Source organism: Methylobacterium ajmalii (assembly GCF_016613415.1).
Lineage (GTDB): Bacteria > Pseudomonadota > Alphaproteobacteria > Rhizobiales > Beijerinckiaceae > Methylobacterium > Methylobacterium ajmalii.
This window is the reverse complement of sequence record NZ_JACWCT010000089.1, coordinates 69,903-92,959: the sequence shown is the minus strand read 5'-3', so window position 1 is coordinate 92,959 and position 23,057 is coordinate 69,903. Positions and strand designations below refer to the sequence as shown.

At 69.8% G+C, this 23,057-nt stretch carries 22 protein-coding genes and 1 pseudogene; 17 read left to right on the top strand and 6 right to left on the bottom strand.

The features are described from left to right. Positions 1 to 63: 63 nt before the first annotated feature. A complete protein-coding gene (locus HPY23_RS17210; protein ID WP_236012501.1) occupies positions 64 to 897 on the bottom strand; it encodes a Crp/Fnr family transcriptional regulator in 834 nt (277 codons plus the stop codon). A gap of 228 nt (positions 898 to 1,125) precedes the next feature. On the opposite strand from HPY23_RS17210, the gene HPY23_RS17205 reads away from it, so the two are divergent. After that, on the top strand, positions 1,126 to 1,461 hold the full coding sequence (locus tag HPY23_RS17205; RefSeq protein WP_091886409.1) for a hypothetical protein: 336 nt from the start codon (positions 1,126 to 1,128) through the stop codon (positions 1,459 to 1,461). 205 nt (positions 1,462 to 1,666) lie between these two features. Here the strand turns inward: HPY23_RS17205 and HPY23_RS17200 are convergent, their stop codons facing one another. The 3 genes and pseudogenes from HPY23_RS17200 to HPY23_RS17190 form a co-directional block, all read right to left on the bottom strand. Then, positions 1,667 to 2,182, bottom strand: a complete 516-nt coding sequence (locus HPY23_RS17200) for a hypothetical protein (RefSeq protein WP_139234953.1) — start codon at positions 2,180 to 2,182, stop codon at positions 1,667 to 1,669. A 99-nt stretch (positions 2,183 to 2,281) separates the two neighbouring features. Further along, the gene (locus HPY23_RS17195; RefSeq protein WP_091886731.1) at positions 2,282 to 2,566 is read right to left on the bottom strand and encodes a hypothetical protein; all 285 of its coding nucleotides are present in this window, start codon (positions 2,564 to 2,566) and stop codon (positions 2,282 to 2,284) included. Positions 2,567 to 2,968: 402 nt separating this feature from the next. Further along, positions 2,969 to 5,254, bottom strand: a pseudogene (locus HPY23_RS17190) (FdhF/YdeP family oxidoreductase). A gap of 933 nt (positions 5,255 to 6,187) precedes the next feature. Between HPY23_RS17190 and HPY23_RS17185 the strand changes: the two are divergent. From HPY23_RS17185 to HPY23_RS17140, 10 genes are all read left to right on the top strand, one after another. Next, a complete protein-coding gene (locus tag HPY23_RS17185) occupies positions 6,188 to 6,445 on the top strand; it encodes a GlsB/YeaQ/YmgE family stress response membrane protein (protein WP_048435273.1) in 258 nt (85 codons plus the stop codon). 38 nt (positions 6,446 to 6,483) lie between these two features. Beyond that, positions 6,484 to 7,458, top strand: coding sequence for a PhnA-like protein (locus HPY23_RS17180; protein ID WP_091886416.1), 975 nt, complete (start codon positions 6,484 to 6,486; stop codon positions 7,456 to 7,458). 120 nt (positions 7,459 to 7,578) lie between these two features. Then, positions 7,579 to 7,797 carry a 3',5'-cyclic-nucleotide phosphodiesterase gene (locus tag HPY23_RS17175; RefSeq protein WP_139234954.1) on the top strand — a complete coding sequence of 73 codons (219 nt, stop codon included), beginning with the start codon at positions 7,579 to 7,581 and terminating at the stop codon, positions 7,795 to 7,797. Between the two features lie 117 nt (positions 7,798 to 7,914). Next, positions 7,915 to 8,460 (top strand): cupin domain-containing protein, encoded by a 546-nt coding sequence (locus tag HPY23_RS17170; RefSeq protein WP_091886423.1) that lies wholly within the window; start codon positions 7,915 to 7,917, stop codon positions 8,458 to 8,460. 105 nt (positions 8,461 to 8,565) lie between these two features. Further along, positions 8,566 to 8,928 (top strand): CsbD family protein, encoded by a 363-nt coding sequence (locus HPY23_RS17165; RefSeq protein WP_091886426.1) that lies wholly within the window; start codon positions 8,566 to 8,568, stop codon positions 8,926 to 8,928. 553 nt (positions 8,929 to 9,481) lie between these two features. Then, a complete protein-coding gene (locus tag HPY23_RS17160; RefSeq protein ID WP_175539954.1) occupies positions 9,482 to 10,498 on the top strand; it encodes a patatin-like phospholipase family protein in 1,017 nt (338 codons plus the stop codon). A 75-nt stretch (positions 10,499 to 10,573) separates the two neighbouring features. Beyond that, a complete protein-coding gene (locus tag HPY23_RS17155) occupies positions 10,574 to 10,711 on the top strand; it encodes a hypothetical protein (protein ID WP_175539950.1) in 138 nt (45 codons plus the stop codon). Continuing rightward, on the top strand, positions 10,708 to 12,729 hold the full coding sequence (locus HPY23_RS17150) for a transketolase (RefSeq protein ID WP_200601529.1): 2,022 nt from the start codon (positions 10,708 to 10,710) through the stop codon (positions 12,727 to 12,729). Before HPY23_RS17155 ends, HPY23_RS17150 begins: the two co-directional genes overlap by 4 nt. Before the next feature lie 105 nt (positions 12,730 to 12,834). Beyond that, the gene (locus HPY23_RS17145; protein WP_091886432.1) at positions 12,835 to 13,869 is read left to right on the top strand and encodes a fatty acid desaturase; all 1,035 of its coding nucleotides are present in this window, start codon (positions 12,835 to 12,837) and stop codon (positions 13,867 to 13,869) included. Positions 13,870 to 14,288: 419 nt separating this feature from the next. Further along, positions 14,289 to 15,185 (top strand): extracellular catalytic domain type 1 short-chain-length polyhydroxyalkanoate depolymerase, encoded by an 897-nt coding sequence (locus tag HPY23_RS17140; RefSeq protein WP_236012502.1) that lies wholly within the window; start codon positions 14,289 to 14,291, stop codon positions 15,183 to 15,185. 42 nt (positions 15,186 to 15,227) lie between these two features. On the opposite strand, the gene HPY23_RS17135 is transcribed toward HPY23_RS17140, so the two are convergent. Then, positions 15,228 to 15,887, bottom strand: a complete 660-nt coding sequence (locus HPY23_RS17135) for a Crp/Fnr family transcriptional regulator (RefSeq protein ID WP_418888684.1) — start codon at positions 15,885 to 15,887, stop codon at positions 15,228 to 15,230. A gap of 386 nt (positions 15,888 to 16,273) precedes the next feature. Here HPY23_RS17135 and HPY23_RS17130 point away from each other — a divergent pair. The 3 genes from HPY23_RS17130 (at position 16,274) to HPY23_RS17120 (ending at position 19,227) form a co-directional block, all read left to right on the top strand. Then, positions 16,274 to 17,079 (top strand): IS5 family transposase gene (locus tag HPY23_RS17130; protein ID WP_091886438.1). Its coding sequence is split into 2 segments (ribosomal slippage): positions 16,274 to 16,616 and positions 16,616 to 17,079, totalling 807 coding nucleotides; the frame shifts between segments, so codons are not numbered across the junction. 140 nt (positions 17,080 to 17,219) lie between these two features. Continuing rightward, positions 17,220 to 18,025 (top strand): IS5 family transposase gene (locus tag HPY23_RS17125; RefSeq protein ID WP_091886441.1). Its coding sequence is split into 2 segments (ribosomal slippage): positions 17,220 to 17,562 and positions 17,562 to 18,025, totalling 807 coding nucleotides; the frame shifts between segments, so codons are not numbered across the junction. A gap of 200 nt (positions 18,026 to 18,225) precedes the next feature. Continuing rightward, entirely contained in the window at positions 18,226 to 19,227 is a 1,002-nt protein-coding gene (locus HPY23_RS17120; protein WP_091886445.1) for a 4-hydroxyproline epimerase, read from the top strand. Positions 19,228 to 19,243: 16 nt separating this feature from the next. Here the strand turns inward: HPY23_RS17120 and modA are convergent, their stop codons facing one another. Continuing rightward, positions 19,244 to 20,032: a molybdate ABC transporter substrate-binding protein gene (gene modA, locus HPY23_RS17115; RefSeq protein WP_091886741.1), complete on the bottom strand. Its 789-nt coding sequence runs from the start codon at positions 20,030 to 20,032 to the stop codon at positions 19,244 to 19,246. A 203-nt stretch (positions 20,033 to 20,235) separates the two neighbouring features. Here modA and HPY23_RS17110 point away from each other — a divergent pair, with 203 nt between their 5' ends. The 3 genes from HPY23_RS17110 to HPY23_RS17100 are packed head-to-tail and all read left to right on the top strand — an operon-like array spanning position 20,236 to position 23,000. Further along, positions 20,236 to 21,027, top strand: a complete 792-nt coding sequence (locus tag HPY23_RS17110) for a glutathione S-transferase family protein (RefSeq protein ID WP_091886448.1) — start codon at positions 20,236 to 20,238, stop codon at positions 21,025 to 21,027. A 51-nt stretch (positions 21,028 to 21,078) separates the two neighbouring features. Then, positions 21,079 to 21,678 (top strand): TRAP transporter small permease, encoded by a 600-nt coding sequence (locus tag HPY23_RS17105; RefSeq protein ID WP_060846294.1) that lies wholly within the window; start codon positions 21,079 to 21,081, stop codon positions 21,676 to 21,678. Then, complete coding sequence (locus HPY23_RS17100) at positions 21,675 to 23,000, top strand: TRAP transporter large permease (RefSeq protein ID WP_060846295.1); 1,326 nt, start codon at positions 21,675 to 21,677, stop codon at positions 22,998 to 23,000. Before HPY23_RS17105 ends, HPY23_RS17100 begins: the two co-directional genes overlap by 4 nt. The last annotated feature ends 57 nt before the right edge of the window (positions 23,001 to 23,057 follow it).

The window sequence follows — 23,057 nt, the reverse complement described above, 5'->3', positions numbered from 1 at the left end:
GGACGAGCCGGCTCTCCGTGTCGCGGCTGCCCGTTGCGATCGGGACATGCTAAAATCGGAGGCTCATGCTGCCAGTCGGTCCACGTGGAGGTACAAGGGATCAAACTCGCTGATCTTGGCGAGTTCCGGCCAGTTCAAGATATTGAGCCAGCCATTCCGAAGCACGACCAAATTTTCCTCGCGCAACTGGCGTAAAACACGATTGATGTGCACGTTCGACAGACCGAGCGCGTCGGCGATGTCGACTTGCGTGATGGGCAGCTTGTAGCGGTGATTCTCGGCCAACCCGACGGCCTCGAGCTTGACATACATCTCGCAAAACAGGTGCGCGACCGCCTGGCATGCCGACCGACGGCCCATTCCGACCATCCACTCCCGGAAGACGGCACCGTCGACCAAGGTATCACGCCAGAGCGTCGCCGCGATGCCGGGATACCCGGTCGTCAGGTCGCGAATCGCCTCGTGGGGGATGAACGCCAGCATGACGGGCGTCAAGGCGCACAGGCTGTGGTCCATGACACGCAGGTGCAAGCACTGCAGGTCGGGAATGTCGCCCGGAATATGGAACGAGAAGATCTGGCGCCTGCCCTCGGCTAACAACTGGTAGCGGCTCGCCCAGCCATCCAGGATCAGGCAGCACTGCATGGGACGGTCGTGCTCGCGCACGATATCGTGCCCGCCAGGCAACACCCTGACCGTCATGGGCAGGTGCGTGACGGCGCGGCGCTCCTCGTCGGAAAGCTGCGCGATGCTGCCCAGCTTGCAAACGAGCATGTCTGCCGGGTGGCTCGATGTGGGGACCAAGGCAGCCCTCCCTTCGCTTTGCAGGTGGAAGCGCGCGCCTCTCCCAGCCATCAGCACCTGTAAGAAACAACCGATGACGAGCTTGGAATACAACACAAATTAATCACCAAATACAACATACCACCGTTTTCTTCGATTTTATCTGGATAATATCTGGTCAGGGTTGCAGCCTAAGGCCGCCTCTCCGAGCGCGAAAGACGATCCCTGCGTGAGATCGTTCAAGCGAGGTCTGTTGCACAGACCGGACGTCACCTACACCCGCCCCCCTCGGTCTCGCGCGCGCAAGGAGTGCATCCGTTGGCATCGAAGGAGAAGCACCGAATGTCGGATGAGCCGAGACGCGTCTGGGTGATCGAAGGCCGGAGCGGCGTCGAGATCTTTTTCAGGAGCACGATCGGCTTCGAGCTCGCGACGGAGGTCGACATCATTGCGATGCTTCAGCGCCTGGCTTGCCGGCACCTGGCGCCCCACGAGGTCCTGAACGCGTCCCTGCGGGACAACGATCGGTCCTACAACTCCCTGCTCGCCATCAGCAAGGACACCGGCGAGGGCCGCGATCTGCTCACGACTCAGCTCGATCCGCACTACACGGCGCGGTCGGAAACCGATCGGGACCTGCCGGACCTCGACGAGGCTCGCCCCCTTCCGCGAGATTGACGCCGAGGCCGAGGGTCGAGGCACGGTCGGCGGCTCCCCTCGCGGTGCCGATCACCGGCCCGGACCGGAGCGCCGCGAGGGGACGGCCGGTGGGTACAGCGCATATACCGGCGAGGCTGCCGCGCGGGCGCCGGATCACCAGTGGGGATGCCCCCGCTCGCGGCGCCGGATACGATCCCTGGGAGTGCCGCCATTGTCGCGGCCGCTATCGGCCGACAGTGACATGCCGGCCACCGGTCGATGTCGCGGAATAGCCGCCCCACCCCTCGGTCGAGACGGGTGACGTGCCCCCCCAGCCTTCCGCGCGCCAAGCGGCGATACGCCCCTCCACGTCGAGGGAGCCGTGATCCTTCAGAATGTCGATCAGGCGCTCCCCTCCAGTTTCCGGCATGGGGAAGCTCAGCATCGCTCCGCCGCACGCCATTGCTCTGCGATACACGGCCCATTCTTCCTGGTGCAGCCCCATCTCCTGGAACAACCGGCACAAGGCGTCCGCGCCGGGAATCAGCTCTTCGGGTTCGTCCCGATCGTCCGGAGAGGAGGGGGCGCCGACGATGAGCCGGATCCCGTCCCGCGCCAGGCCGGCTGCGATCAGGGTCCGGCGCGCGGAACTCGCATTGCTGTGGCTCTCGTACAGTGCACTGATGCTATGAGACATGATCGTACCTTTGCCTGCTCGGCCGCTTGAAGCGTTGAAGACCGCCTCGAGAGTGTTCGCCACCCGTCGTCGATCTCTCCCGCTCGAACGAAGACTCGATACCGCCTGTCGGTCGAGCCGCGTTCGAGGGCGGCGCGGGCTTCCTCCCGGTCGCGACGGCTGTCACGGATTGCTGCTGCGCGACGCGGGTTGCGGGTAGGCCGGGTTGCCGGCGGGCACGCCACTGGAATTCGCCGACGTCGCTGCATTCGACGGCCCGCTCGCCGAACCCGTGCCCTGCTGTCGCGATGCGGTCTGGCTCACGTCTGTCGGCGCATTCGCGCCTTGCCAGGTCAGCAGAGCGACGAACGAGACCAACGCCAAGCCGAAGCTGGCGATCAGGACATAGAGCACGGGCTTGCCAGGCTTGCCCTGGCGGCTGTCCTGGCCCGATTTTTCTTCCGTCATGTGCATGCTCCGCTGACGATTTTTCGAGTCGTATCAACGACAACTTGCCGAATATCAGGATGGTTCAGCCACGTGACATTGAAATATTTCGCGCCCATAGAGGGGCGATGCAAAATCATCATTTGAATGTCATGAAATTTATTATCGCGAAGCTGCGGCGTAGCAGCTACGCCAGGGCATCGCCCGATCATGGTGCGATCGGACGCTGCTCTGGAGTCTTTTGATCGGCACCCCGTCCGCTGCGGCCCCGCCGGGGCATCGGCTCGCTCGTGCGGGGCGGCCGGGATGGGCTCCGGGTTTCCGGCTCTTGGTGCACCACACAAAACCCCCGCCGCAATGTCGCTGCCACAGCAAGCCGAGGCGGTGATCGGGAGTGTTGTGAGAGACACTTAGCCCGGATCGCTATCCGGCGCGGATCCGGACCGGGACGGACTTCGCGGCCGGGACCTTGCTGCGCTCCGCATGGTGCCACAGGGGGATGAGCGGATTGCATTCGGGGTAGTAGCCGCCGATGCAGCCCTCGGGAACGTCGTAGGCGACCACCCGGAAACCCGCGACCCGGCGCTCGACGCCGTCATCGGCCGCGCCGACGAGATCCACGGTCGGGGCGCCGCGAAGGCCCAGGCGTTCGATGTCGCGCCGGTTCATGAACAGCACCATGCGGGTACCCTTCACGCCCCGGAAGCGATCGTCGTAGCCGTAGATCGTGGTGTTGAACTGGTCGTTCGACCGCATGGTGATCAGGCGCATCACCTCGGGATCGGCCTGCTCGGTGTCGGGATCGGCGGACAGGCCGCGCGGGGTGACGAAATGCGCCTTGCCGCTCGGCGTCCGCCAGACCCGGCCAGCGGCCGGGATCGGCCTGCGGAAGCCGCCGGGCTGCCACATCCGGGCATTGAAGTCCTTGAACTCGCTCGGATACGTCGCCTCGATGGCGTCGCGCACGCTGGCATAGTCGCCGGCCCAGCGGTCCCAGTCGATGCGGGGATTGGGCGCGAGCGTCGCCTTGGCGATGCCCGCGACGATGCGCGGTTCGGAGAGGAGATGCCGGCTCGCCGGCTCGGCATAGCCTTTCGACCCGTGGATGCAGGCGGTCGAGTCCTCCATCGTCACCGCCTGCCGCCCGCCGGGCTGCGCGTCGATCTCGATGCGGCCGAGGCAGGGCAGGATGTAGGCGATCTCCCCGTGGATCACGTGGTTGCGGTTGAGCTTCGTCGAGACCTGAACGGTGAGCCGCAGCTTGCGCCACGCCGCCTCCATCAGGACGGTCTCGGGCACGGCCCGGATGAAGTTGCCGCCGAGCGCCACGAAGGCGCGCACCGAGCCGTCGAGGATGCCCTCGCAGGCCTCGACCGTGTTGAGGCCCTTCTCCTGCGGCGGCTCGAACCCATAGAGCGCCTTGAGCTTGTCGGAGGGGACCAGCTCCGGCTTCTCGGTGATGCCGACCGTGCGCTGGCCCTGGACGTTCGAATGACCGCGCACCGGGCAGATGCCTGCGCCCGGCCGTCCGATGTTGCCGCGCAGGAGGAGCAGGTTGACGAGAACCTGCACAGTCTCGACGCCCATGCGGTGCTGGGTGAGGCCCATGCCGTAGACGCCCATCGCCGACCGGGCGCGGCCGTAGGTGCGGGCGGCCTGCGCCAGGGCGTTGCGGGTGAGCCCGGACCGGCGCTCGATCTCGTCCCAGCTCGTGCCGCGGACCGAGGCCGCGAAAGCCTCGAAGCCCCGCGTGTGCTCGGCGATGAAGGCGGCGTCGACGAGCGGCGCGCCGCCGTCCCGCCGCGCGGCCTCGTCGGCCTCGAGGAGCGCCTTGCAGAGCCCGTAGAGCGCGCCGAGGTCGCCGCCGGCCTTGACCTGCAGGTATTGCGACGAGATCCGCGTCTCGGAGCGCGTCAGCATCTCCAGGGGAGCCTGCGGGTTGGTGAAGCTTTCGAGCCCCCGTTCCCGGAACGGATTGAAGGTGATGATCGGCACGCCGCGCCGGCTCGCCTCCTGCAGCGGATGCAGCATCCGCGGCGCGTTCGAGCCCGGGTTCTGCCCGAAGAACAAGATGCAGTCGGTCTGCTCGAAATCCTTCAGCAGGACCGTGCCGACCGGCGAGCCGATGCTCTCGGGAAGCGCCACGGAGGTCGATTCGTGGCACATGTTGGAGCTGTCGGGCAGGTTGTTGCTGCCGTGCAGGCGCGCCAGGAGCCCGTACATGTACGAGGCCTCGAGGGAGGCGCGCCCGGACGCGTAGAACACGGCCGAGGTCGGATCGAGCGCCTTCAGCTCGGCGCCGATCTCGGCGAAGGCCGTCTGCCACGAAACCGGGAGGTACCGGTCGCTCGCGGCATCCCAGCGCATCGGCTCGGTGAGGCGGCCCTCCTCCTCGAGGTCGTAGTCGCGCCAGCTTTCGAGCTCCGTGACCGTGTGCCTGGCGAAGAAGTCGGCGGTGACGCGCTTGCGGGTGACCTCCCAGGCGGTGGCCTTGGCGCCGTTCTCGCAATACTCGAACACGGCCGGCTTCTCGGGCTTGGCCCAGGCGCAGCTCACGCACATGAACCCGTCGGCCTTGTTCTGATGCATCAGCATCGCGGCGCCGGAGAGCGGGATCTACTCGCGCAGCAGGATCTCGGTCAGCGACCGGGCGGATCCCCAGCCGCCGGCAGGGCCAGTGTAGGGCTTGATCGTGACGCGCTCGGCCATCCCGGATCTCCGCTGGAGGTTGATCGATGCCCGGATGCGCCATGGGCGGCGGGCGGGCGTCACACGCCGGGTCGAGTCACCGACGAGCCTGCGGGCTTCGGTGTCGGCGCGCCCGGATGTCGGCCGTTCCGCCGGCGCCGACACCCCGCGAGACGGCATGCGCCCATGCCCGGCAGCGCTCGGATACTGATGTCGCTCCCTCGAGCGCGGAAGGAGTATTATCGAAAAATCGACCTGGATACCATCTGAATAGCGCCGATTTATATTATTTCATCATATGATCGGGTGCGTCTTTCTCGGGCATGCCAATATCAAGGTGTCGGGCATGTGAAGAAACATGGTCGATGCGATTGCTCCGCCGGGGGGTCGACGGGGTCGCCCGACGCGGCCCGCTACGAGGAGTGGGGATCGTCACGCCGTACGGATGCTTGCCTTACGGGATCCCGTCCCCGGTTTCGACGGCCGGCGGCCCGTGACGGACCGGTCGGTGCCTCCATCCGCATGGCGACGTATTTTCCGGTCCGGGTGACGATCTCTTCCGTGCCGATCATCATCCAATGACAATTGTCTCGATTAAGACATACATATGTTATTCGTATATTTCGGTCCGTCCACCGACTGATCTTCATCGAATCGCAAAAATATTTGGAACTTATGTCACGAACAGATATTTAATAATCGCACCCTCTGCAAAGGTATGGATGACCATGGCGGCGGGGCTGATTCATCCGATGCCGTAGGCACCCGCGGCCCGATCATGCGGTGCCCTGCAAGCAGGCCATCGGCCTGACGGTCGGCAAGGCCGAAGCCACGGCCGCATTCGACACCCGTCATGTCCACGCGCCCGATGTGGACCTCGCCATTGGATGCGTTCCATCGCCCGTCGCGCGTTCGCGCCGGGACCAGCCGCCTGCCGCAAACTGGAGCCAACCCATGTCTTTCCTCGCCTGGATCGTCCTCGGACTGATCGCCGGATTCATCGGCAGCAGGATCGTCAACAGCACCGGCCAGGGGCTGATCGTCGACATCGCACTCGGAATCGTGGGCGCCGTCGTCGGCGGCTTCCTGTTCCATCAGTTCGGCGAGCCCGGCGTCTCGGGACTCAACCTCTACAGCCTGCTCGTCGCCACCGTCGGAGCGGTGGTCGTGCTGTGGCTCTACCACGCCCTCGTGGGCCGCCGGGTCGTCTGATCCGCCGCCCGTCCCATCCCGACATCCAGGAAGCCCCAATGCCCACCATCAGCGAAGCCACGCCCGTCGCCCCGGGCCGCCAGCCCGGCCTCGATCCGGCCCCCTCCCAGACGACTGCCGTCGCGCCGGCCGAGGAGATGCGCACGATGATGCTGAACTCGGTCTCGTGGAGCGCGGTCCTCGCGGGCGCCACGGTCGGGCTCATCGCCCAGGTCATCCTGAACATGCTCGGCCTCGGCATCGGCCTCTCGACGGTCGACCCCCTGGGCGACGGCACCCCGGCGGCGAGTTCGCTCGGCATCGGCGCCGGCCTCTGGTTCGTCCTCTCCGGGATCCTCGCCGCGGGGGCCGGCGGATACTTCGCCGGCCGGCTCTCGGGCAAGCCGTCGCCCGCCACGGCAGGTCATCACGGCCTGCTCGCCTGGGCGGTCTCGACCCTCGTCGTCCTCTACATGCTGTCGTCGGCAGCCAGCGGCATCGTCAGTGGCGCCCTCGGCACGGCCACCTCGGCCATCGGCGGGGTCGGCAACGCGATGGGCGGATCGGTCTCGACCCTGGCGCAGGCGGCGGCGCCGTCCCTGAGCAAGGTCACGGACCCGTTCTCAGGGATCGAGGCCGGAATCCGGGGCGGATCCGGGTCCGATCCGGCCGCGCTGAAAGACACCGCGGTGACCGCCATGCGCGCCGCCGTCTCGGGCGACGGAGCCCAGCAGGCCGCCGCGCAGGACAAGGCCGCCCAGGCGCTGGCGAAGGCCCAGAACATCCCCGTCGAGCAGGCCCGGACCCAGGTCGCCCAATACGTGCAGCAGTTCAAGGAGACCCTCGCCTCGGCCAAGGAGCAGTCGAAGGAGGTTGCCGACGCCGCCGCCCGTCGGGTGTCCCAGGGAGCCCTCTCCGGGGCGCTGGCCCTGATCTTCGGGGCGCTCGCCGCCTTCTTCACCGGTCGCAGCGCGGCCGTCGCGCCGGTCGTCACCCGCATCGCCTCCCCCGCACCGGCGCCGCGCCGCGTGTGACGTCCTTGCGGGCCGCGCCTGCGAGCCCCGCATCACGTCCGGCCCTCCTCGGCTCTCCTCCCATGAAAGGCCGGTGCCGTGATCCAGCTTCTCGTCCTGTTTGCGATCGCAGCATCGGCCATGCCTCCCGTCGCACGGGCGGCGGAGGCGGACCGGTCCCGGGAGTCGCTGCGGCCGTTCTGCTCGGCGGATTACGCCCGCCTCTGCGACGGCCTCGATCCGAACGGGCCGGAGGTCATCGCCTGCTTCCGCACCAACGCCCGGGAGGTCTCCCCCGCCTGCCGGGCCGCCATCGCCGACTCTGCGGCAGCGGCCCCCGATCAACCCGCCTCGCAATAGGCGGGGAGCCTTCGCTCCCGACCTGCCGGCAGGCGCGGATCTCCTTCCCAGCCGACACCCCGACACGCACCGCACAGCCCCGACGAAGACACGTCCCCGACGAAGGAACGAATCCCCATGCCGCACGACACCGACGGGTCGCTCGTCACGAATGCCGACGCCATCGAGGTCTCCGGCATCACCCTGCCGGGGGCGACGCCGGACGGGATCGCCGCCCGCCTGCTCAACCTCGACGCATCCCGCGGCGTGATCGCCACCATCATCCACATCGGCCCCGGCGCGGAGATCCCGGCCCATTTCCACCGGAACGGGGCGGAGGCCCACTACGTCCTCGAGGGCGATCTCGTGGATGCCGGCCGGAGCCTCGGCCCGGGCACCTACCTCACGCATCGGGCCGGCATCGTCCATGGCCCGCACGGCTCGGTGGCCGGCTGCAAGGTGCTGACGATCCAGGGTGCCGGGACCGGCGCGGACGGCTTCGACTTCCATCTCGCTGGGTCCGGGGCGGACGAACCCCCGGCTCCCGCCGTTGCGGCAGCGGCTGTACCGAAGCCCGCGACGCTGCCGGACATGACGGAGCGGGCCAAGGAATCGGACGACCGTCCGGAGACCGAGCGGTTGGGGCCGACCGACGACAATCCCACCAACCCGACGACCGGCTGACCCGGACGGACCTTCATTCTGGTGGCACGCAGCCGCGGACGAGCGGGACCAGTCGGTTCCGCCCCCGCGGCGGCGCCCCCGCCCCGACGACGACAGGAGAACGAGATGGACGAGAACCCCATCGCCGACGCCGCCAGGGAGTTCGGCGGCAAGGTCCAGGGCGAAGTCGGCACCGTCGCCGGGAGCGCCGAGACCAGGGCCGAGTGCAAGCGGGACGAGGTCGGAGGCGCTGCCGAGACCCTCGTCGGGCAGGCAAGGGACGCCGTGCGCGACGTGGCGGGCCAGGCCGGCGACCTCGCCGACCGGGCGATCGACACGGGTCGCGACGTCCTTCCGGAGGCCGGAGCCGCCCCCCGACGGGGCGGCGAGACGCTCACCCAGTATGCCAAGGAATTCCCGCTCGCGTTCGCCGCGATGGCCGGTGCCGTCGGCTACCTCCTCGCCATGGCGATCCGCGGACGCCGCTGACGGGAACGCTACGGACCACCTGCGATCGGGCTTTTTCGCCCCTGCATCGCCCACCGCCGGACCCACGACGGCGTCGAAGGACGGCGCGAAGCGGGCGGCGCTCCTGCCCGGTCCTGAGCCGCCTCAGGGCAAGGATCGCCCCGCGGGATCCAACCTGTTTCCTCCACGCTCACGAGACCACCATGGCCATCGATCCTCGTTCGGAACGCCGCGGGCCGCTTCCGTTCCGCCTCGCGATGGCGGACGCTTTCCTGGACCGGCCCGTCGTCGGCGCCCAAGTGGGACCCGGCGCCACGGGACCCGGCGCCGAGGGACCCGGCGCCGAGGGACCCGCCGCCGCGCCGAGGTCCGGGCGATGACGCAAGCCCCTCTCCGCCGCCTCGCATCGTCGCTGCTCGCCGTCGTCGGGATCCTGTGCTTCGGCGCCGTCGCGCTATCGCGGCGGGGGCGACGGGACGCGGTCGCCGAACAGAGGCGATCGTCCGGAGCGGCCGATCCCGCCGACCGACCCGGGACCGGCCTGCCTCCTTGCCCCGACACCGGACCCGATCCGTTGACCGCACCGACCGACCCGGCACCGCACAACGCGCATAGCGCACCGCGGGCGCCTCGCACCCTCTCGCTGGCACTCCAGGGCGGCGGCTCGTTCGGCGCCTTCACCTGGGGGGTCCTCGACCGGCTGCTGGAGGAGGACGACCTCGTCATCGACGCCGTCAGCAGCACGAATGCCGGGTCGGTCAACGCCGTCGTGATGGCGGCCGGCCTGATCGCCGGTGGCCGGCCGGAGGCGCGGCGCCACCTCGACCGCTTCTGGAAGCGCATCAGCGAGACCGCGCCGCCCCAACTCGGGCCCGCCGTGACCGTCTTCACCGACATCACGTCCCGCTGGCTCTCGCCCTACCAGTCGAATCCCTTCAACCACGATGCCCTCGACCGGCTGCTCGCCGACGCGGTCGATTTCGACGCCCTGCGCGCCGCTCCCCCGTTCAAGCTTCTGGTCGCCGCGACCGCGGTCTCGGATGGCGCGACCCGGATCTTTCGCGAGACCGAACTCGTGCGCGAGATGGTCCTCGCCTCGGGCTGCATCCCCTTGAAGTCCCAGGCGATCGAGATCGAGGGTAGGCGCTACTGGGACGGGGGTTACTCGGCCAACCCGCCGTTGATCCCCCTCGTCGAGGCGTCCGACGCCCCGGCGATCCTGCTGGTGCAGATCGTGCCGAGTCTCGGCCAGGGGGCGCCCTGCAGCGCGCCCGACATTATCCGGCGACTGGAGCAGATCACCTTCGACGGCGTGCTCCAGCGCGAGCTGTCCGCCCTGCGCACGATGGTGGACCTGTCGTGGTCCGGCGGGGGCCGCAGCGCCCTGGCGGCGAAGCTCCGCGCCCTGGCGCTGCACCGCGTCTCGGCGGAGGACCACCACCCGGCGCTCCAGGACGAGAGCACCGCCGATCTCGGCTGGCGTTTCCTGCTGCGGCTGCGCGAGGCCGGGCGCGGCGCGGCGGAGGCCTGGCTCGCCGAAGGCACCCGCCTCCCGGCCGGGCGAGCCGCGCCCCTGCGGTCGGTCGGATGACCGCGCGGCCCGGACGTGTCCGGCGCGACGGATCGGCCCGGCCGGCGGGTGCTCGGACGAACCAAGGATGATCCCATGACCGACGCATTGCACGACCTCGCGGCGAACGGGGTCGCCGTCTGGCTCGACGACCTGAGCCGCTTCAGCATCGCATCCGGCAACGCCCCGGCAGCCGCAGCATCCGACACGTCCCGCACAGGAGCCGCCGCATGAGCATGCCCGCGCCAGTTCCGCCCATCGATCCGGCCGACGACATCCGGTCGAAGGCCGTCCACGCCAAGGCGATCGCGCTCGGCAAGCTCGCGATCCGGGCGACCACCTCGGCCGGGAGCGGGCACCCCACCACCGCGCTGTCGCTCGCCCACCTCGTCACGGTGCTGATGTACGGGGTGATGCGCTGGGACCCGGCCCATCCCGACGCCCCCGGTTCCGACCGCCTCGTCCTCTCCGAGGGCCATGCGGTGCCCATCGTCTACGCGGCCTGCACCGATCTCGGCGTGACGGTCCGCCCCGGCGATGCGTCGCGGCCGATGACGATGGACGATCTCCTCGCCCTGCGCAGCATCGACAGCTTCGTCGATGGCCACCCCAACCCGATGCTCGGGTTTCCGTTCTTCGACGCGGCGACCGGGTCCCTCGGACAGGGGCTCTCGGTCGCGGCGGGGCTTGCCGCGGCCGCCCGGATCGATGGCAGCGCGAAGGCGATCTACTGCATCATCGGCGACGGCGAGGCGCGGGAGGGCCAGATCTGGGAGGCGATGGATTTCATCGCCGATCACGGGCTCTCGTCCGTCGTCGCCCTCTTCAACTGCAACGCCCTCGGCCAGAGCGACCGGGTCGCCCCGGCCCAGGACTGGCAGTCCCTGGCACGCAAGGCGGAGGCGTTCGGCTGGGAGGCGGTCGTGGTCGACGGCCACGATCCCGTCGCGATCGAGCAGGTCCTGCGGGCGCGGCCGACCTCGCCGGAGGCGAGGCCCCTCTGCGTGATCGCCCGCACCGTCAAGGGCTGGGGCGTGCCCGACCTCGGCGGCATGGGGCATCACGGCACCCCCGTCACGGCGGGCGCGCTCGACGCCGCCCTCGCGGCCCTCGATGCGCGTGCCCGGGCGCTGGGCGTCGCCGACATCGACCCCCGCGCGAGCGCGGCGGTCCTCACAATCGCGCCGCCTCCCGCGTCGCCGGTCTCGACACCTGCGACCGAGCCGGTCGGGTTCATGGCGGCGGTCGGCCGCAACCCGACGATCGCCGCGGCGGTGAGGGAAACGCGCGCCCTCTCGCCGCGCCGGGCCTACGGGCTCGCCCTGGAGGCGCTCGGGGCCGCGAATCCCGCCGTCGTGGCGCTCGATGCCGACGTGAAGAACTCGACCTATGCCGACGGCTTCGCGAAGGCCTTTCCCGAGCGCTACTTCGAGGCGCGCATCGCCGAGCAGAACATGGTCTCGGCGGCCGCCGGCCTCGCGAGCGGCGGCAAGATCCCGTTCGCCAGCACCTTCGGGCGCTTCCTGGAGCGCGCCTTCGACCAGATCGAGATGGCGGTCATCGGCGGCGCCGGCCTCAAGCTTGTCGGCAGCCATGCCGGCGCGACCCTGGCCTCGGACGGGCCGAGCCAGATGGCGCTCGCCGACGTCGCCTTCATGCGCGCCTTCTCGCACGTCGAGGACAAGGCCGGCCGCCCGGCGGTCACGGTGCTGACCCCGAGCGACGCCGTGGGCGCCTACGCGATGGTGCTTGCCATGGCGCGCTCCCCGGGCGCCTACTACCTGCGGGCGGTGCGGGCGGACCTGCCGATCCTCTACGCGGAGGACGAGCGCTTCCCGTTCGGCGGCCACAAGGTCCTGCGCTGCTCGCCGAACGACGGGCCGCGGATGGTCCTGGTCGCCTCCGGCTACATGGTTCATGGCTGCCTGGAGGCGGCGGAGGTTTTGGCCAAGGCCGGGCACTCGGTGGCGGTGGTCGACGCCTATTGCCTGCCGATGGACACCGCGCCGGTCCTGGCGCTCGCCGGCCGCGGCGGCGTGGTCATGACGGTCGAGGACAACTACGTCGGCGGGATCGGCAGCGAACTGGCGGAGGCCGCCGCGGAGGCTGTCGACGCGCCGAGGGTGCACGCCCTCGCGGTCCGGACCATGCCGAAGAGCGGCCGCACGCCCGACGACGTGCTCGCCTATGTCCGTCTCGGGGTGGCCGACATCGTCTCCGCCGTCGAGGCGGCGGCCCGGAATGTCGCCTGATGCCCGTCTCCCTTCGAGGCCGGACGGGAAGGCGGGGGCGATGCCCCTCCTCCGTCCCGGCCGACCGGCGCAGGACCGCCGCCCGCCGATGCAAGGCTTGACCCCATGGATACCCAGACGACGCCTCCTACGGGAATCGCGGCGCGCGACATCGCCCGCCATTGCGCGGCTTACCGGGAGCCGGACGTGCGCAGCGCCCTCGGTCAGATCGCCAATACCGGTCTGCCCTACCTCGTCCTGTGCGCCGCCATGATCGCCGCGGCGGCGACCGGGCATGGCTGGGTCGTGCCGTTTCTCGCCGTCCCGGCCGGCGGCCTCCTCGTCCGCCTCTTCATCATCCAGCACGATTGCGGGCACGGATCGTTCCTGCCCTCCCGCACCGCCAACGACGCCATCGGCCGCGCCCTCAGCCTGCTGACGCTGACGCCCTACGACAGCTGGAAGCGTGCGCACGCCCTGCACCATGCCTCGACCGGAGACCTGAGCCGACGCGGCACCGGCGACGTCGCGACCCTCACGGTGCGTGAGTACCTCGCCCTGTCGCGCCTGGGCCGGCTCCGGTACCGGCTCTACCGCAACCCGTTCCTGCTGATCGGGCTCGGCTCGCCGCTCAACTTCATGCTGCTCCAGCGCATGCCGTTCGGCGTCGGCCTGCCCTGCCGGACCGCCTGGCGCGACGTGCTCGCGCTCGACGCGGCTCTCGCCGTGCTCGTCGGCCTGCTGGCGGGCGCGGCGGGCGGGGTGCTGCCGGTGCTCGCCGCGCTCGTTCCGACGGTGTGCGTGGCGGCCTGGATCGGCGGATGGCTGTTCTACGTCCAGCACCAGTACGAGGACACGGTCTGGGACGGTCCCGAGACCTGGGACTTCCACACCGCCGCGCTCGGTGGAAGCTCGCATTACGTGCTGCCGGCGGTGCTGCAATGGTTCACCGGCAATGTCGGCCTGCACCACGTCCATCACCTCAACAGCCGCATCCCGAACTACCGCCTCCAGGAATGCATGGACGACCACGCGATGCTCGGGCAGGTGGGCCGCCTGACGCTGCGCGACAGCCTCCGCTGCCTCGGTCTGGCGCTCTGGGACGAGGATGCCCGCAGGCTGGTCGGGTTCGCGCGCGTGCGGACGCTCGAGGCGGCCTGAAGGACGGCCGGAACGCCACGGCCCTGCCTCACGCCTCGCGATCGGGAGCCGGGACCATCCCGAGGCTGGCAATCGGTTCCGACGAGGCAGGTCTGGCCGGCCTTTCATGTTGCAATGCAACATCGCCGAGGCCGGGGGGTTGTCGGAAAGGCGCAGTCACGCCGACCCGTGCCGACGGCAACGGTCGTTCCTTCGTCCGGCAAGCCCGTCCCGCCTCGTGCCCATCCGGCCCTCACCGCGCGGCGGGCGGGTTCCGGCACGGCCCGCCGGTCGGCCATGGGCGGCGACGAGACCGGCCTCGTCCGGAGAGGCGACGAATTCCAGCGTGGCTGTCGGCGCATCCGCGAGGGCGCGATGCCCCCGAACCGCGGCCGCGATCCGGTGGTGCTCCAGGCGAATCCGCACACGAAAGTTCAGCGATGACCATGAATTTCAGGATCGACCAGACCGGAGCCCCGGGGCTGTCGATCGACCGGCCCCGGGCGCTCGAGTGCCGGTTCCGCAACTCTGCCGGAAGCCGGGCGTACGACCTGTTCGTGCCGTCCGGCCCCGGGGACGGCCCCCGACCGCTGGTGGTGATGCTGCACGGCAGCTCGCAATCGGCGCGCGACTTCGCCATCGGCACGAACATGGATCGCCTGGCGGAGGAGCAGGGCTTCCTCGTCGCCTATCCGGATCAGCCGCGGTCGGCCAACATCACCAAGAGCTGGAACTGGTTCCGGGACGCGGATCAGCAGCGCGAGCGGGGCGAGCCGTCGATCCTGGCCGGCCTCACCCGGGAGATCATGGGCCGCTTCCGCGTCGATCCGGCACGGGTCTACATCGCGGGCTTCTCGTCGGGCGGCGCCGCCGCCGCCGTCATGGCGATGACGTATCCGGACCTCTACGCGGCCGTCGGGATCCATTCCGGCCTGGCCTGCGGTTCGGCCGGCTCGATGCTCCTGGCCCTTCCCACGATGTATCGGGGTGCCCTGCTGCCGCCGCGCCAGGCGACGCATCCGGTGCCGACCATCGTCTTCCACGGCGACCGGGATACGACCGTCGCCCCCATCAACGGCGACCAGGCCGTCGCCCAGGCACGTCCCGATTCGGACCTGATCGTCACCACACTCGAGGGGCGCTCCAGCGGCGGGACCGCGTATACCCGCACCCTCCTCACCGAACCGGCCGGCGCCTGGACGTCGGAACAGTGGATTCTGCACGGCGCGGGGCATGCCTGGGCCGGCGGCCATCCGGCCGGTTCCCACACCGATCCGGCGGGCCCCAACGCCAGCCGCGAGATGCTGCGCTTCTTCATGGCGAACCCGCGCCGGTGATGCCGCGCCGGGCGCCCGGCAAGGGCGAGAGCAGGACGACGATCAGGGCGCCTCGCGAGCGTCGCTTACCGGGAAGACCGGGCGCCCTTCGACGAGAAGGCGCTCGTATTCGCCCTCCGGGCCGCCGTAGCAGGCTCCGGCCTTCGCGAGCAGCGCGGCCCGGTCGCGGATCGTGATGGCGCTGCGCTCGGTCCGGATCATGCCGGCCTGCTCGAACGCCGACAGCGCCGTCGTCAGGCCCGGCCGGTTGATCCCGAGCATCAGCGACAGGAAGCGATGCGTCGTCGGCAAGTCGTCGCCCGTGGTGCGGTCGTGGCACATCAGCAGCCAGCGTGCGAGGCGCTGGTCCGCCTTGTAGCGCGTGTTGGCGAGCGCGGTGCCGGCGACCTGGACGGTCAGGGAGTAGGCGTAGCGCAGCAGGAAGGCATGCAGGTCGGGGCTGGTCGCGAGGATCTCACGCATGGCATCCGCCTCCAGGCACCAGGCGTAGCCGCTCGCCTGCACCCGTCCCTCATGCGCGCTCCGGTCCGTGCCCATGAGGATCGGCAGGCCGACGAGGCCTTCCCGGCCGATCAATGCCAGCTCGATCTGCCGGTCGTCCGATGCCGCCGCGATCACCGAGAGGATGCCATCCTCGACGAAGAGGACGTGCCGGATCGGCGTGCCGGGCGCCATGAGCACTTCCCCGATCCGGAGCGGCACCGTCAGCAGGTGAGGTTGAAGCCGGGCAAAATCCGCGGGCGGAAGTGCCGCAAGCAGACGATTGTGGCAGGCTCTCTGGACGGACACGATCCCGGCCTCGCTGGGGGCGGGAGCCAACGATCCTCACCGCTTGCGCCGGGTTGCATGCTCAAGCGATGGCGCACTGTATGATCTTAATCGTCCTCAGCCGCAAGAAAACAATCATAGGACTGTTCGTAGGTCAGATTTACGACATACATTGTCGCATCTTTCTGACTGATGTAGCCGATGCAGGACGCACTGATCCGAAAGCTTGAGAGCTTCGAAGAGCTGACCGAAGCGAATCGCGAGGCATTAAGAGCGCCTAACAGAACGGCACGATTGGGTCGGTTGGGCGTTGGGGTGGTATGGCTCGCCCGCTTCTCCCTGACGATCTCTGGGCTGCGATCGCCCCGCTTCTGCCGCCCCACCCGCCTCGCCCGAAGGGCGGGCGCCCCCGGGTGGACGATCGGGCTGCCCTGACCGGCATTCTGTTCGTGCTGCGCTCGGGCATCCCCTGGGAGATGCTGCCGGCCGAGATGAAATGCGGCTGCGGCATGAGCTGTTGGCGCCGGCTGCGCGACTGGCAAGCGGCCGGCGTGTGGCGGCGCTTGCATCAGGTCCTGCTCGAGCGCCTACAGGCGGCGGGTGAGATCGACTGGAGCCGAGCGAGCGTCGACAGCGCGAGCGTGCCGGCCAAAAAAGGGGGTCTGCCACCGGCCCGAACCCGACGGACCGGGGCAAGGCGGGGACCAAGCGCCACCTTATCACCGACGCGCGTGGCACGCCGCTCGGCCTCGTTCTGACCGGTGCCAACTGCCACGACAGCCCACTGATGGCCCCGACGGTGGACGCCATCCCGCCCCTGCGCAACGGACGGCGTGGACGCCCCCGCCAGCGCCCCGACAAGCTGCACGCTGACAAGGCCTATGATGCCAGAGCGCGGCGTCGGGAGTGCCGGGCACGCGGGATCAGACCGCGGATTGCCCGGCGCGGTATCGAGAGAAGTGACAGGCTCGGGCGGCATCGCTGGGTGGTCGAGCGCAGCCACGCCTGGTTCAACCGTGCCCGCCGCTTGCCCGTCCGCTATGAGCGGCGCGCCGACATCTACGAGGCTTTCACGCTCCTGCAAGCCAGCCTCATCACCCTCCGCAAGATCAGGCGGTTCTGTTAGGCGCTCTAAGTGCACCTCACAAAACTCCCGCCGCAATGTCGCTGCCACAGCAAGCCGAAGCAGTGATCGGGAGTTTTGTGAGAGACACTAAGAGCGCCTAACAGAACGGCACGATCGGGGCGGTTAGGCGTTGGGTTGGTATGGCTCGCCCGCTTCTTCCCGACGATCTCTGGACTGCGATCGCCCCGCTTCTGCCGCCGCACCCGCCCCGCCCGAAGGGCGGGCGCCCCCGGGTGGACGATCGGGCTGCCCTGACGGGCATCCTGTTCGTGCTGCGCTCGGGCATCCCCTGGGAGATGCTGCCGGCCGAGATGAAGTGCGGCTGCGGCATGAGTTGCTGGCGCCGGCTGCGCGACTGGCAGGCGGCCGGCGTGTGGCGGCGCCTGCATCGGGTGCTGCTCGAACGCCTGCACGCGGCGGGCGAGATCGACTGGAGCCGGGCGAGCGTCGACAGCGCGAGCGTGCCGGCGAAAAAAGGGGGGCTGCCACCGGACCGAACCCGACGGATCGCGGCAAGGCGGGCACCAAGCGCCACCTCGTCACAGACGCGCGTGGCACGCCGCTCGGCCTCGTTCTGACCGGCGCCAACTGCCATGATAGCCCGCTGATGGCCCCGACGCTGGACGCGATCCCGCCTGTGCGCAGCGGGCGGCGGGGACGCCCGCGCCGGCGGCCCGACAAGCTGCACGCCGACAAGGCCTACGATGCCAGAGTGCGGCGGCAGGAGTGCCGGGCGCGTGGGATCACGCCGCGGATTGCCCGGCGCGGCATCGAGCGAAGCGACAGGCTGGGGCGGCATCGCTGGGTGGTCGAGCGCAGCCATGCCTGGTTCAACCGCGCCCGCCGTTTGCCCGTCCGCTACGAACGCCGCGCCGACATCTACGAGGCCTTCACATTCCTGCAGGCCAGCCTCATCACCCTCCGCCAGATTCAGCGGTTCTGTTAGGCGCTCTAAATCGCGACGGCGAGGGCCGGGTGACCGCAGTCACCAACCAGACCGACCGCGTGTACCACCCGATCCGCCGCGCCGCCGGCCGGGTGGCGGTAGTGAATGATTTCGACGGGCGGCGCACCTAGGCTGCCGAGGCGATTTCTGCGACGAAGGAGCGTTCGCGCCAGGATTCCGAGCCCGGAGACCGCCCCGTCATGCACCCCCACACCTTCCTGTGCGTCGACGCCCATACCTGCGGCAATCCGGTGCGGGTGGTCGCCGGCGGAGCGCCGGTCCTGCCCAACGTGTCGATGGGCGAGAAGCGGCAGATCTTCGTCGCCGAGCACGACTGGGTGCGCCGGGCCCTGATGTTCGAGCCGCGCGGCCACGACGCGATGTCGGGCTCGATCCTCTATCCGCCGTCGCGGGAGGATTGCGACCTCGGGGTCCTGTTCATCGAGGTTTCGGGCTGCCTGCCGATGTGCGGCCACGGCACGATCGGCACCGTCACGGTGGCGCTGGAGCAGGGCTTCGTCGTGCCGCGCACCGAAGGGCGCCTCGCCCTCGAGGTGCCGGCCGGCCGGATCGAGGTCGAGTACCGCCGCGACGGCCGCTTCGTCGAGGAGGTCCGCCTCTACAACATCCCGAGCTACCTGCACGCGGCGGACGTGCGGGTGGAGGTGCCGGGCCTCGGGCCGCTCACCGTCGACGTCTCGTACGGGGGCAACTTCTACGCCATCGTCGAGCCGCAACCGGGATGGCCCGGGCTCGACGCCATGACCTCCGCGGAGATCCTGACGCTCAGCCCGCTCGTACGCCAGGCAGTGCAGCAGGCGGTGGCGCCGGTCCACCCGGAGGATCCGCGCATTCAGGGCCTCAGCCACGTCATGTGGGCCGACCGGGCCAGGCATCCGCAGGCGCATGCCCGCAACGCGGTGTTCTACGGCGACAAGGGCATCGACCGCTCGCCCTGCGGCACCGGCACCTCGGCCCGGATGGCTCAGAGGACCGCCAAGGGACTCCTGAAGGTCGGTGACGACTTCGTGCACGAGAGCATCATCGGCACGCTGTTCCACGGCCGAGTCGAGGGCACGGCGGAGGTCGGCGGGCATGCCGCCATCCGCCCGAGCATCGGCGGCTGGGCCCGGGTGATCGGGCACAACACCATCCTGGTCGACGAGCGCGATCCCCTGGCCTTCGGCTTCCAGCTCGCGTGACCGCGCGCGGGGCGTCCTACTGCGACGCCCCCTCCCCGATCATCGTGAAGCCCTGCGCCTCGAAGAAGCGCCGGGCGGCCTTGCTCCGCAGGTAGGCGAGGAAGCGCGCGCCGCCCTCGCCCTTCGCCTCGGCGGTCACCGCGAAGGGGTAGATCACCGGCTTGTGGCTGTCCTTCGGGAACACGCCCACCACCTTCACGCCGGGATCCGACCGCGCGTCGCTTTCGTAGACGACGCCGAGCGGCGCCTCGCCGCGCGAGACCAGCGCCAGGGCCGCCCGGACGTTGTCGGCCTGGGCGAGCCGCGGCTGGAGCTGCGTCCAGAGCCCCAGCGTCTCGAACGCCGCCTTGGCGTACTTGCCGATCGGCACCGAGCTGACCTCCCCGGTGGCGAGCCGCCCGTCGGGACCGAGCGCCCGGGAGAACCAGTCCGGCGTGAACGCCGCCTCGGCGACCGTCGCGTCCTTCGGCGCCACCACGACCAGGCGGTTGCCGAGGAGGTCCACCCGGGTCTCGGGCCGGATCAGCCTGCGGGCAGCGAGGTAGTCCATCCATTCGAGGTCGGCCGAGGCGAAGAGGTCGGCCGGCGCGCCCTGCTCGATCTGGCGCGCCAGGGCCGAGGAGGCGGCGTAGCTCGCCCGCACCGGGATGCCGCTCTCGGCCGTGAACGCCTTGCCGGCCTCGTCGAGGGCGTTCTTCAGGCTCGCCGCCGCGAACACCGTCATGGGCTCCGCCGCCGCGGCCGGAGCGGCGAAGGCGGTGGCGACGAGGAGGCAGGCGGCCCGGAGGGTGCGGGGAAGTCGCATGGAATCGTCCTCGGCGCGGTTCGGGTGCATCTCGGCCGGCGCGGCCGCCCCGTCATATGCAGGCAAACATGGCGCCGGACAGCCCGGGCGGCGCCGTGTGTCCAAGTTTTTCCGCCTCGGCCGCCCCGTCTGCTTCACCTGCCAGGCTGCCGTGTGCGAAGGTGGCGCAAACGAACGAAACGGCTCCGGGGGGAACCGACGTCATGCTGCTCTACGAGCACCCGCTCTCGTCCTATGCGCAGAAGGTCAAGATCGCCCTGCGCGAGAAGGGCGTGGCCTTCGCCGCCGAACTGCCCGAGAGCTTCGGCACCGGCCGCAGCGACGGCCCCTTCGCGCAGGCCAATCCGCGCACCGAGGTGCCGGTGCTGGTCGACGGCGCGCTGAGCATCTTCGAATCGACCGTGATCCTCGAATACGTCGAGGAGCGCTGGCCCGAGCCGGCCCTGCTGCCGCGCGACCCGGCCAAGCGCGCCCTCGCCCGCATGATCGAGGAGATCTGCGACACCCAGTACGAGGCGGTGAACTGGGGGTTCGGCGAGATCCTGTGGTTCCGCCGCGCCACCGGAGCGCTGGCCGACCGCCTCCGGGGCGAGGCCGCGGCGCAGACGGCGGTGCTGCAGGGCTGGCTGGCCGCCCGCCTCGGCGACGCGCCGTGGTTCGGGGGCGAGGTCTTCGGCTGGGCCGACGCGGCGGCGGCCCCGATGGTCAACCGCTCGGTCCATTACGGCCTCGGACCCGCCGACGGCAGCCCGCTCGCCCGCTGGCACGCCAGGATCCGCGAGCGCCCCTCGGTCGCCGAGACCTTCCGGGAGTTCGACGCGGCGGCGGCCCGGATGGCGGAGGCCTCCGAGCTCTACACCACCGGCGGGCGGCGCCGGGAATACCGCGACCACCGGCTCGAATGGATGGTGAAGTCCGGCGGGGTCGAGGTCGTGCTGGCGGGCCTGCGCGACGGCAACATCCGCTTCCCCTGGCCGGACGCCGGCCGGTCCTGACGCCCCGTCCCGCGCCGCTCCTCGCGCCCCTTGCCGCCTCCGGGAGACCCCATGCACCCCCTGCGCATCCTCGACCGCCTCGAGGAGATCCTGATCGCGAGCCTGATGGCGGGCGCGACGCTGCTGATCTTCGTCGCGGTGGTCCACCGCTACGCCTCCGGCATCGACGCGCTCTACCCCATCACCACGGCGATCCACCTCTCCTGGGCCCAGGAGCTGTGCATCTACATGTTCGTCTGGATGGCGAAGTTCGGCGCCGCCTACGGGGTGCGCACCGGCATCCATGTCGGCGTCGACGTGGCGGTGAACCAGCTGCCCCCCGCCTGGCGCGACCGGGTCGTGCTGTTCGGCCTCCTCTGCGGCGCGCTCTTCACCGCCATCGTCGGCACGATGGGGGCCCGCTTCGTCTACGGCCTCGTCGACACCGACCAGACCACCCCGGATCTCGAGATCCCGAGCTGGGTCGTCTACCTGGCGATCCCGCTCGGCTCCTACCTGATGTGCTTCCGCTTCCTGCAGGTCGCCTGGAGCTTCTGGCGCACCGGCGAGCTGCCCCACCACGATCCCGGCCACGTCGAGGGCGTGGTCGAGAGCCCGCACGCGGCGCAGGACCTGGCCGACGAAGCCCGCACCGGAGGCCCTGCCCGATGAACGCCGCCATCATCTTCGGGCTGCTCATCGCCCTGATGCTCACCGGGATGCCGATCTCGATCGCGCTCGGCCTCTCGGTGCTCACCTTCCTGTTCACCATGACCACCGTGCCGATCGAGGCGGTGGCGCTCAAGCTGTTCACGGGAATCGAGAACTTCGAGATCATGGCGATCCCGTTCTTCATCCTGTCGGGCAACTTCCTCACCCATGGCGGCGTCGCCCGGCGGATGATCAACTTCGCCACGTCGATGGTCGGCCATTGGCACGGCGGCCTGGGGCTGGCCGGCGTGATGGCCTGCGCGCTGTTTGCCGCCATCTCGGGCTCGAGCCCGGCCACCGTGGTGGCGATCGGCTCGATCATCCTGCCCGCCATGGTGGCGCAGGGGTTCCCCAAGCGCTTCGGCGCCGGGGTCATCACCACCTCGGGGGCGCTCGGGATCCTGATCCCGCCCTCGATCGTCATGGTGATGTACTCGGTGGCCACCAGCGGCGCGGTGGTGACCGGGCCCGACGGCCAGCGCGTCTCCTCGGCGTCGATCTCGACCCTGTTCGTCGCCGGGGTGATCCCGGGCCTGATGCTGGCCGCTCTGCTCGGCTTCACCACCTGGTACCGGGCGCGCAAGTTCGGCTACCCGCGCATGCCGAAGGCGAGCTGGCGCGAGCGCTGGGTCGCGTTCCGCAAGTCGGTCTGGGGCCTGCTGCTGATCGTGCTGGTGCTGGGCGGCATCTACAGCGGCGCCTTCACGCCGACCGAGGCGGCGGCGGTCAGCGCGGTCTACGCCTTCGTCATCGCGCTGTTCGTCTACCGGGACCTCACCTGGCGCGACGTGCCGCGGGTGCTGCTCGATTCGGCCAACATGAGCGCGATGCTGCTCTACATCATCACCAACGCGGTCCTGTTCTCGTTCCTGATGACGAGCGAGCAGATCCCGCAGGCGATGGCGAGCTGGATCACCGGGGCGGGCCTCAACTGGGTGGTGTTCCTGCTGATCGTCAACATCCTGCTGCTCGTCGCCGGCAACGTGATGGAGCCGTCCTCCATCGTGCTGATCATGGCGCCGATCCTCTTTCCGATCGCCGCCAAGCTCGGCATCGACCCGGTGCATTTCGGCATCCTGATCGTGGTCAACATGGAGGTCGGCATGTGCCACCCGCCGGTCGGCCTCAACCTCTACGTGGCCTCGGGCATCACCCGCATGGGCATCACGGAGCTGACCATCGCGGTCTGGCCCTGGCTCCTCACCATGCTGATCTTCCTCGTGGTCGTCACCTACGTCCCGGCGATCTCGCTGTGGCTGCCGCGGATGCTCGGCATGATGTGAGATCCTGCCGAGACGGTGTAGGCTCCGGGGAGCGCCCTCGCTTCCCGGAGTTCCGCC

Coding starts and splice junctions, on each gene's coding strand:
- modA (WP_091886741.1), bottom strand. CDS start 20,032: ATGCGACTTCCCCGCACCCTCCGGGCCGCCTGCCTCCTCGTCGCCACC.
- HPY23_RS17185 (WP_048435273.1), top strand. CDS start 6,188: ATGTCTTTCCTCGCCTGGATCGTCCTCGGACTGATCGCCGGATTCATC.
- HPY23_RS17120 (WP_091886445.1), top strand. CDS start 18,226: ATGCACCCCCACACCTTCCTGTGCGTCGACGCCCATACCTGCGGCAAT.
- HPY23_RS17110 (WP_091886448.1), top strand. CDS start 20,236: ATGCTGCTCTACGAGCACCCGCTCTCGTCCTATGCGCAGAAGGTCAAG.
- HPY23_RS17165 (WP_091886426.1), top strand. CDS start 8,566: ATGGACGAGAACCCCATCGCCGACGCCGCCAGGGAGTTCGGCGGCAAG.
- HPY23_RS17180 (WP_091886416.1), top strand. CDS start 6,484: ATGCCCACCATCAGCGAAGCCACGCCCGTCGCCCCGGGCCGCCAGCCC.
- HPY23_RS17155 (WP_175539950.1), top strand. CDS start 10,574: ATGACCGACGCATTGCACGACCTCGCGGCGAACGGGGTCGCCGTCTGG.
- HPY23_RS17175 (WP_139234954.1), top strand. CDS start 7,579: ATGCCTCCCGTCGCACGGGCGGCGGAGGCGGACCGGTCCCGGGAGTCG.
- HPY23_RS17150 (WP_200601529.1), top strand. CDS start 10,708: ATGAGCATGCCCGCGCCAGTTCCGCCCATCGATCCGGCCGACGACATC.
- HPY23_RS17170 (WP_091886423.1), top strand. CDS start 7,915: ATGCCGCACGACACCGACGGGTCGCTCGTCACGAATGCCGACGCCATC.
- HPY23_RS17105 (WP_060846294.1), top strand. CDS start 21,079: ATGCACCCCCTGCGCATCCTCGACCGCCTCGAGGAGATCCTGATCGCG.
- HPY23_RS17195 (WP_091886731.1), bottom strand. CDS start 2,566: ATGACGGAAGAAAAATCGGGCCAGGACAGCCGCCAGGGCAAGCCTGGC.
- HPY23_RS17100 (WP_060846295.1), top strand. CDS start 21,675: ATGAACGCCGCCATCATCTTCGGGCTGCTCATCGCCCTGATGCTCACC.
- HPY23_RS17140 (WP_236012502.1), top strand. CDS start 14,289: ATGACCATGAATTTCAGGATCGACCAGACCGGAGCCCCGGGGCTGTCG.
- HPY23_RS17205 (WP_091886409.1), top strand. CDS start 1,126: ATGTCGGATGAGCCGAGACGCGTCTGGGTGATCGAAGGCCGGAGCGGC.
- HPY23_RS17145 (WP_091886432.1), top strand. CDS start 12,835: ATGGATACCCAGACGACGCCTCCTACGGGAATCGCGGCGCGCGACATC.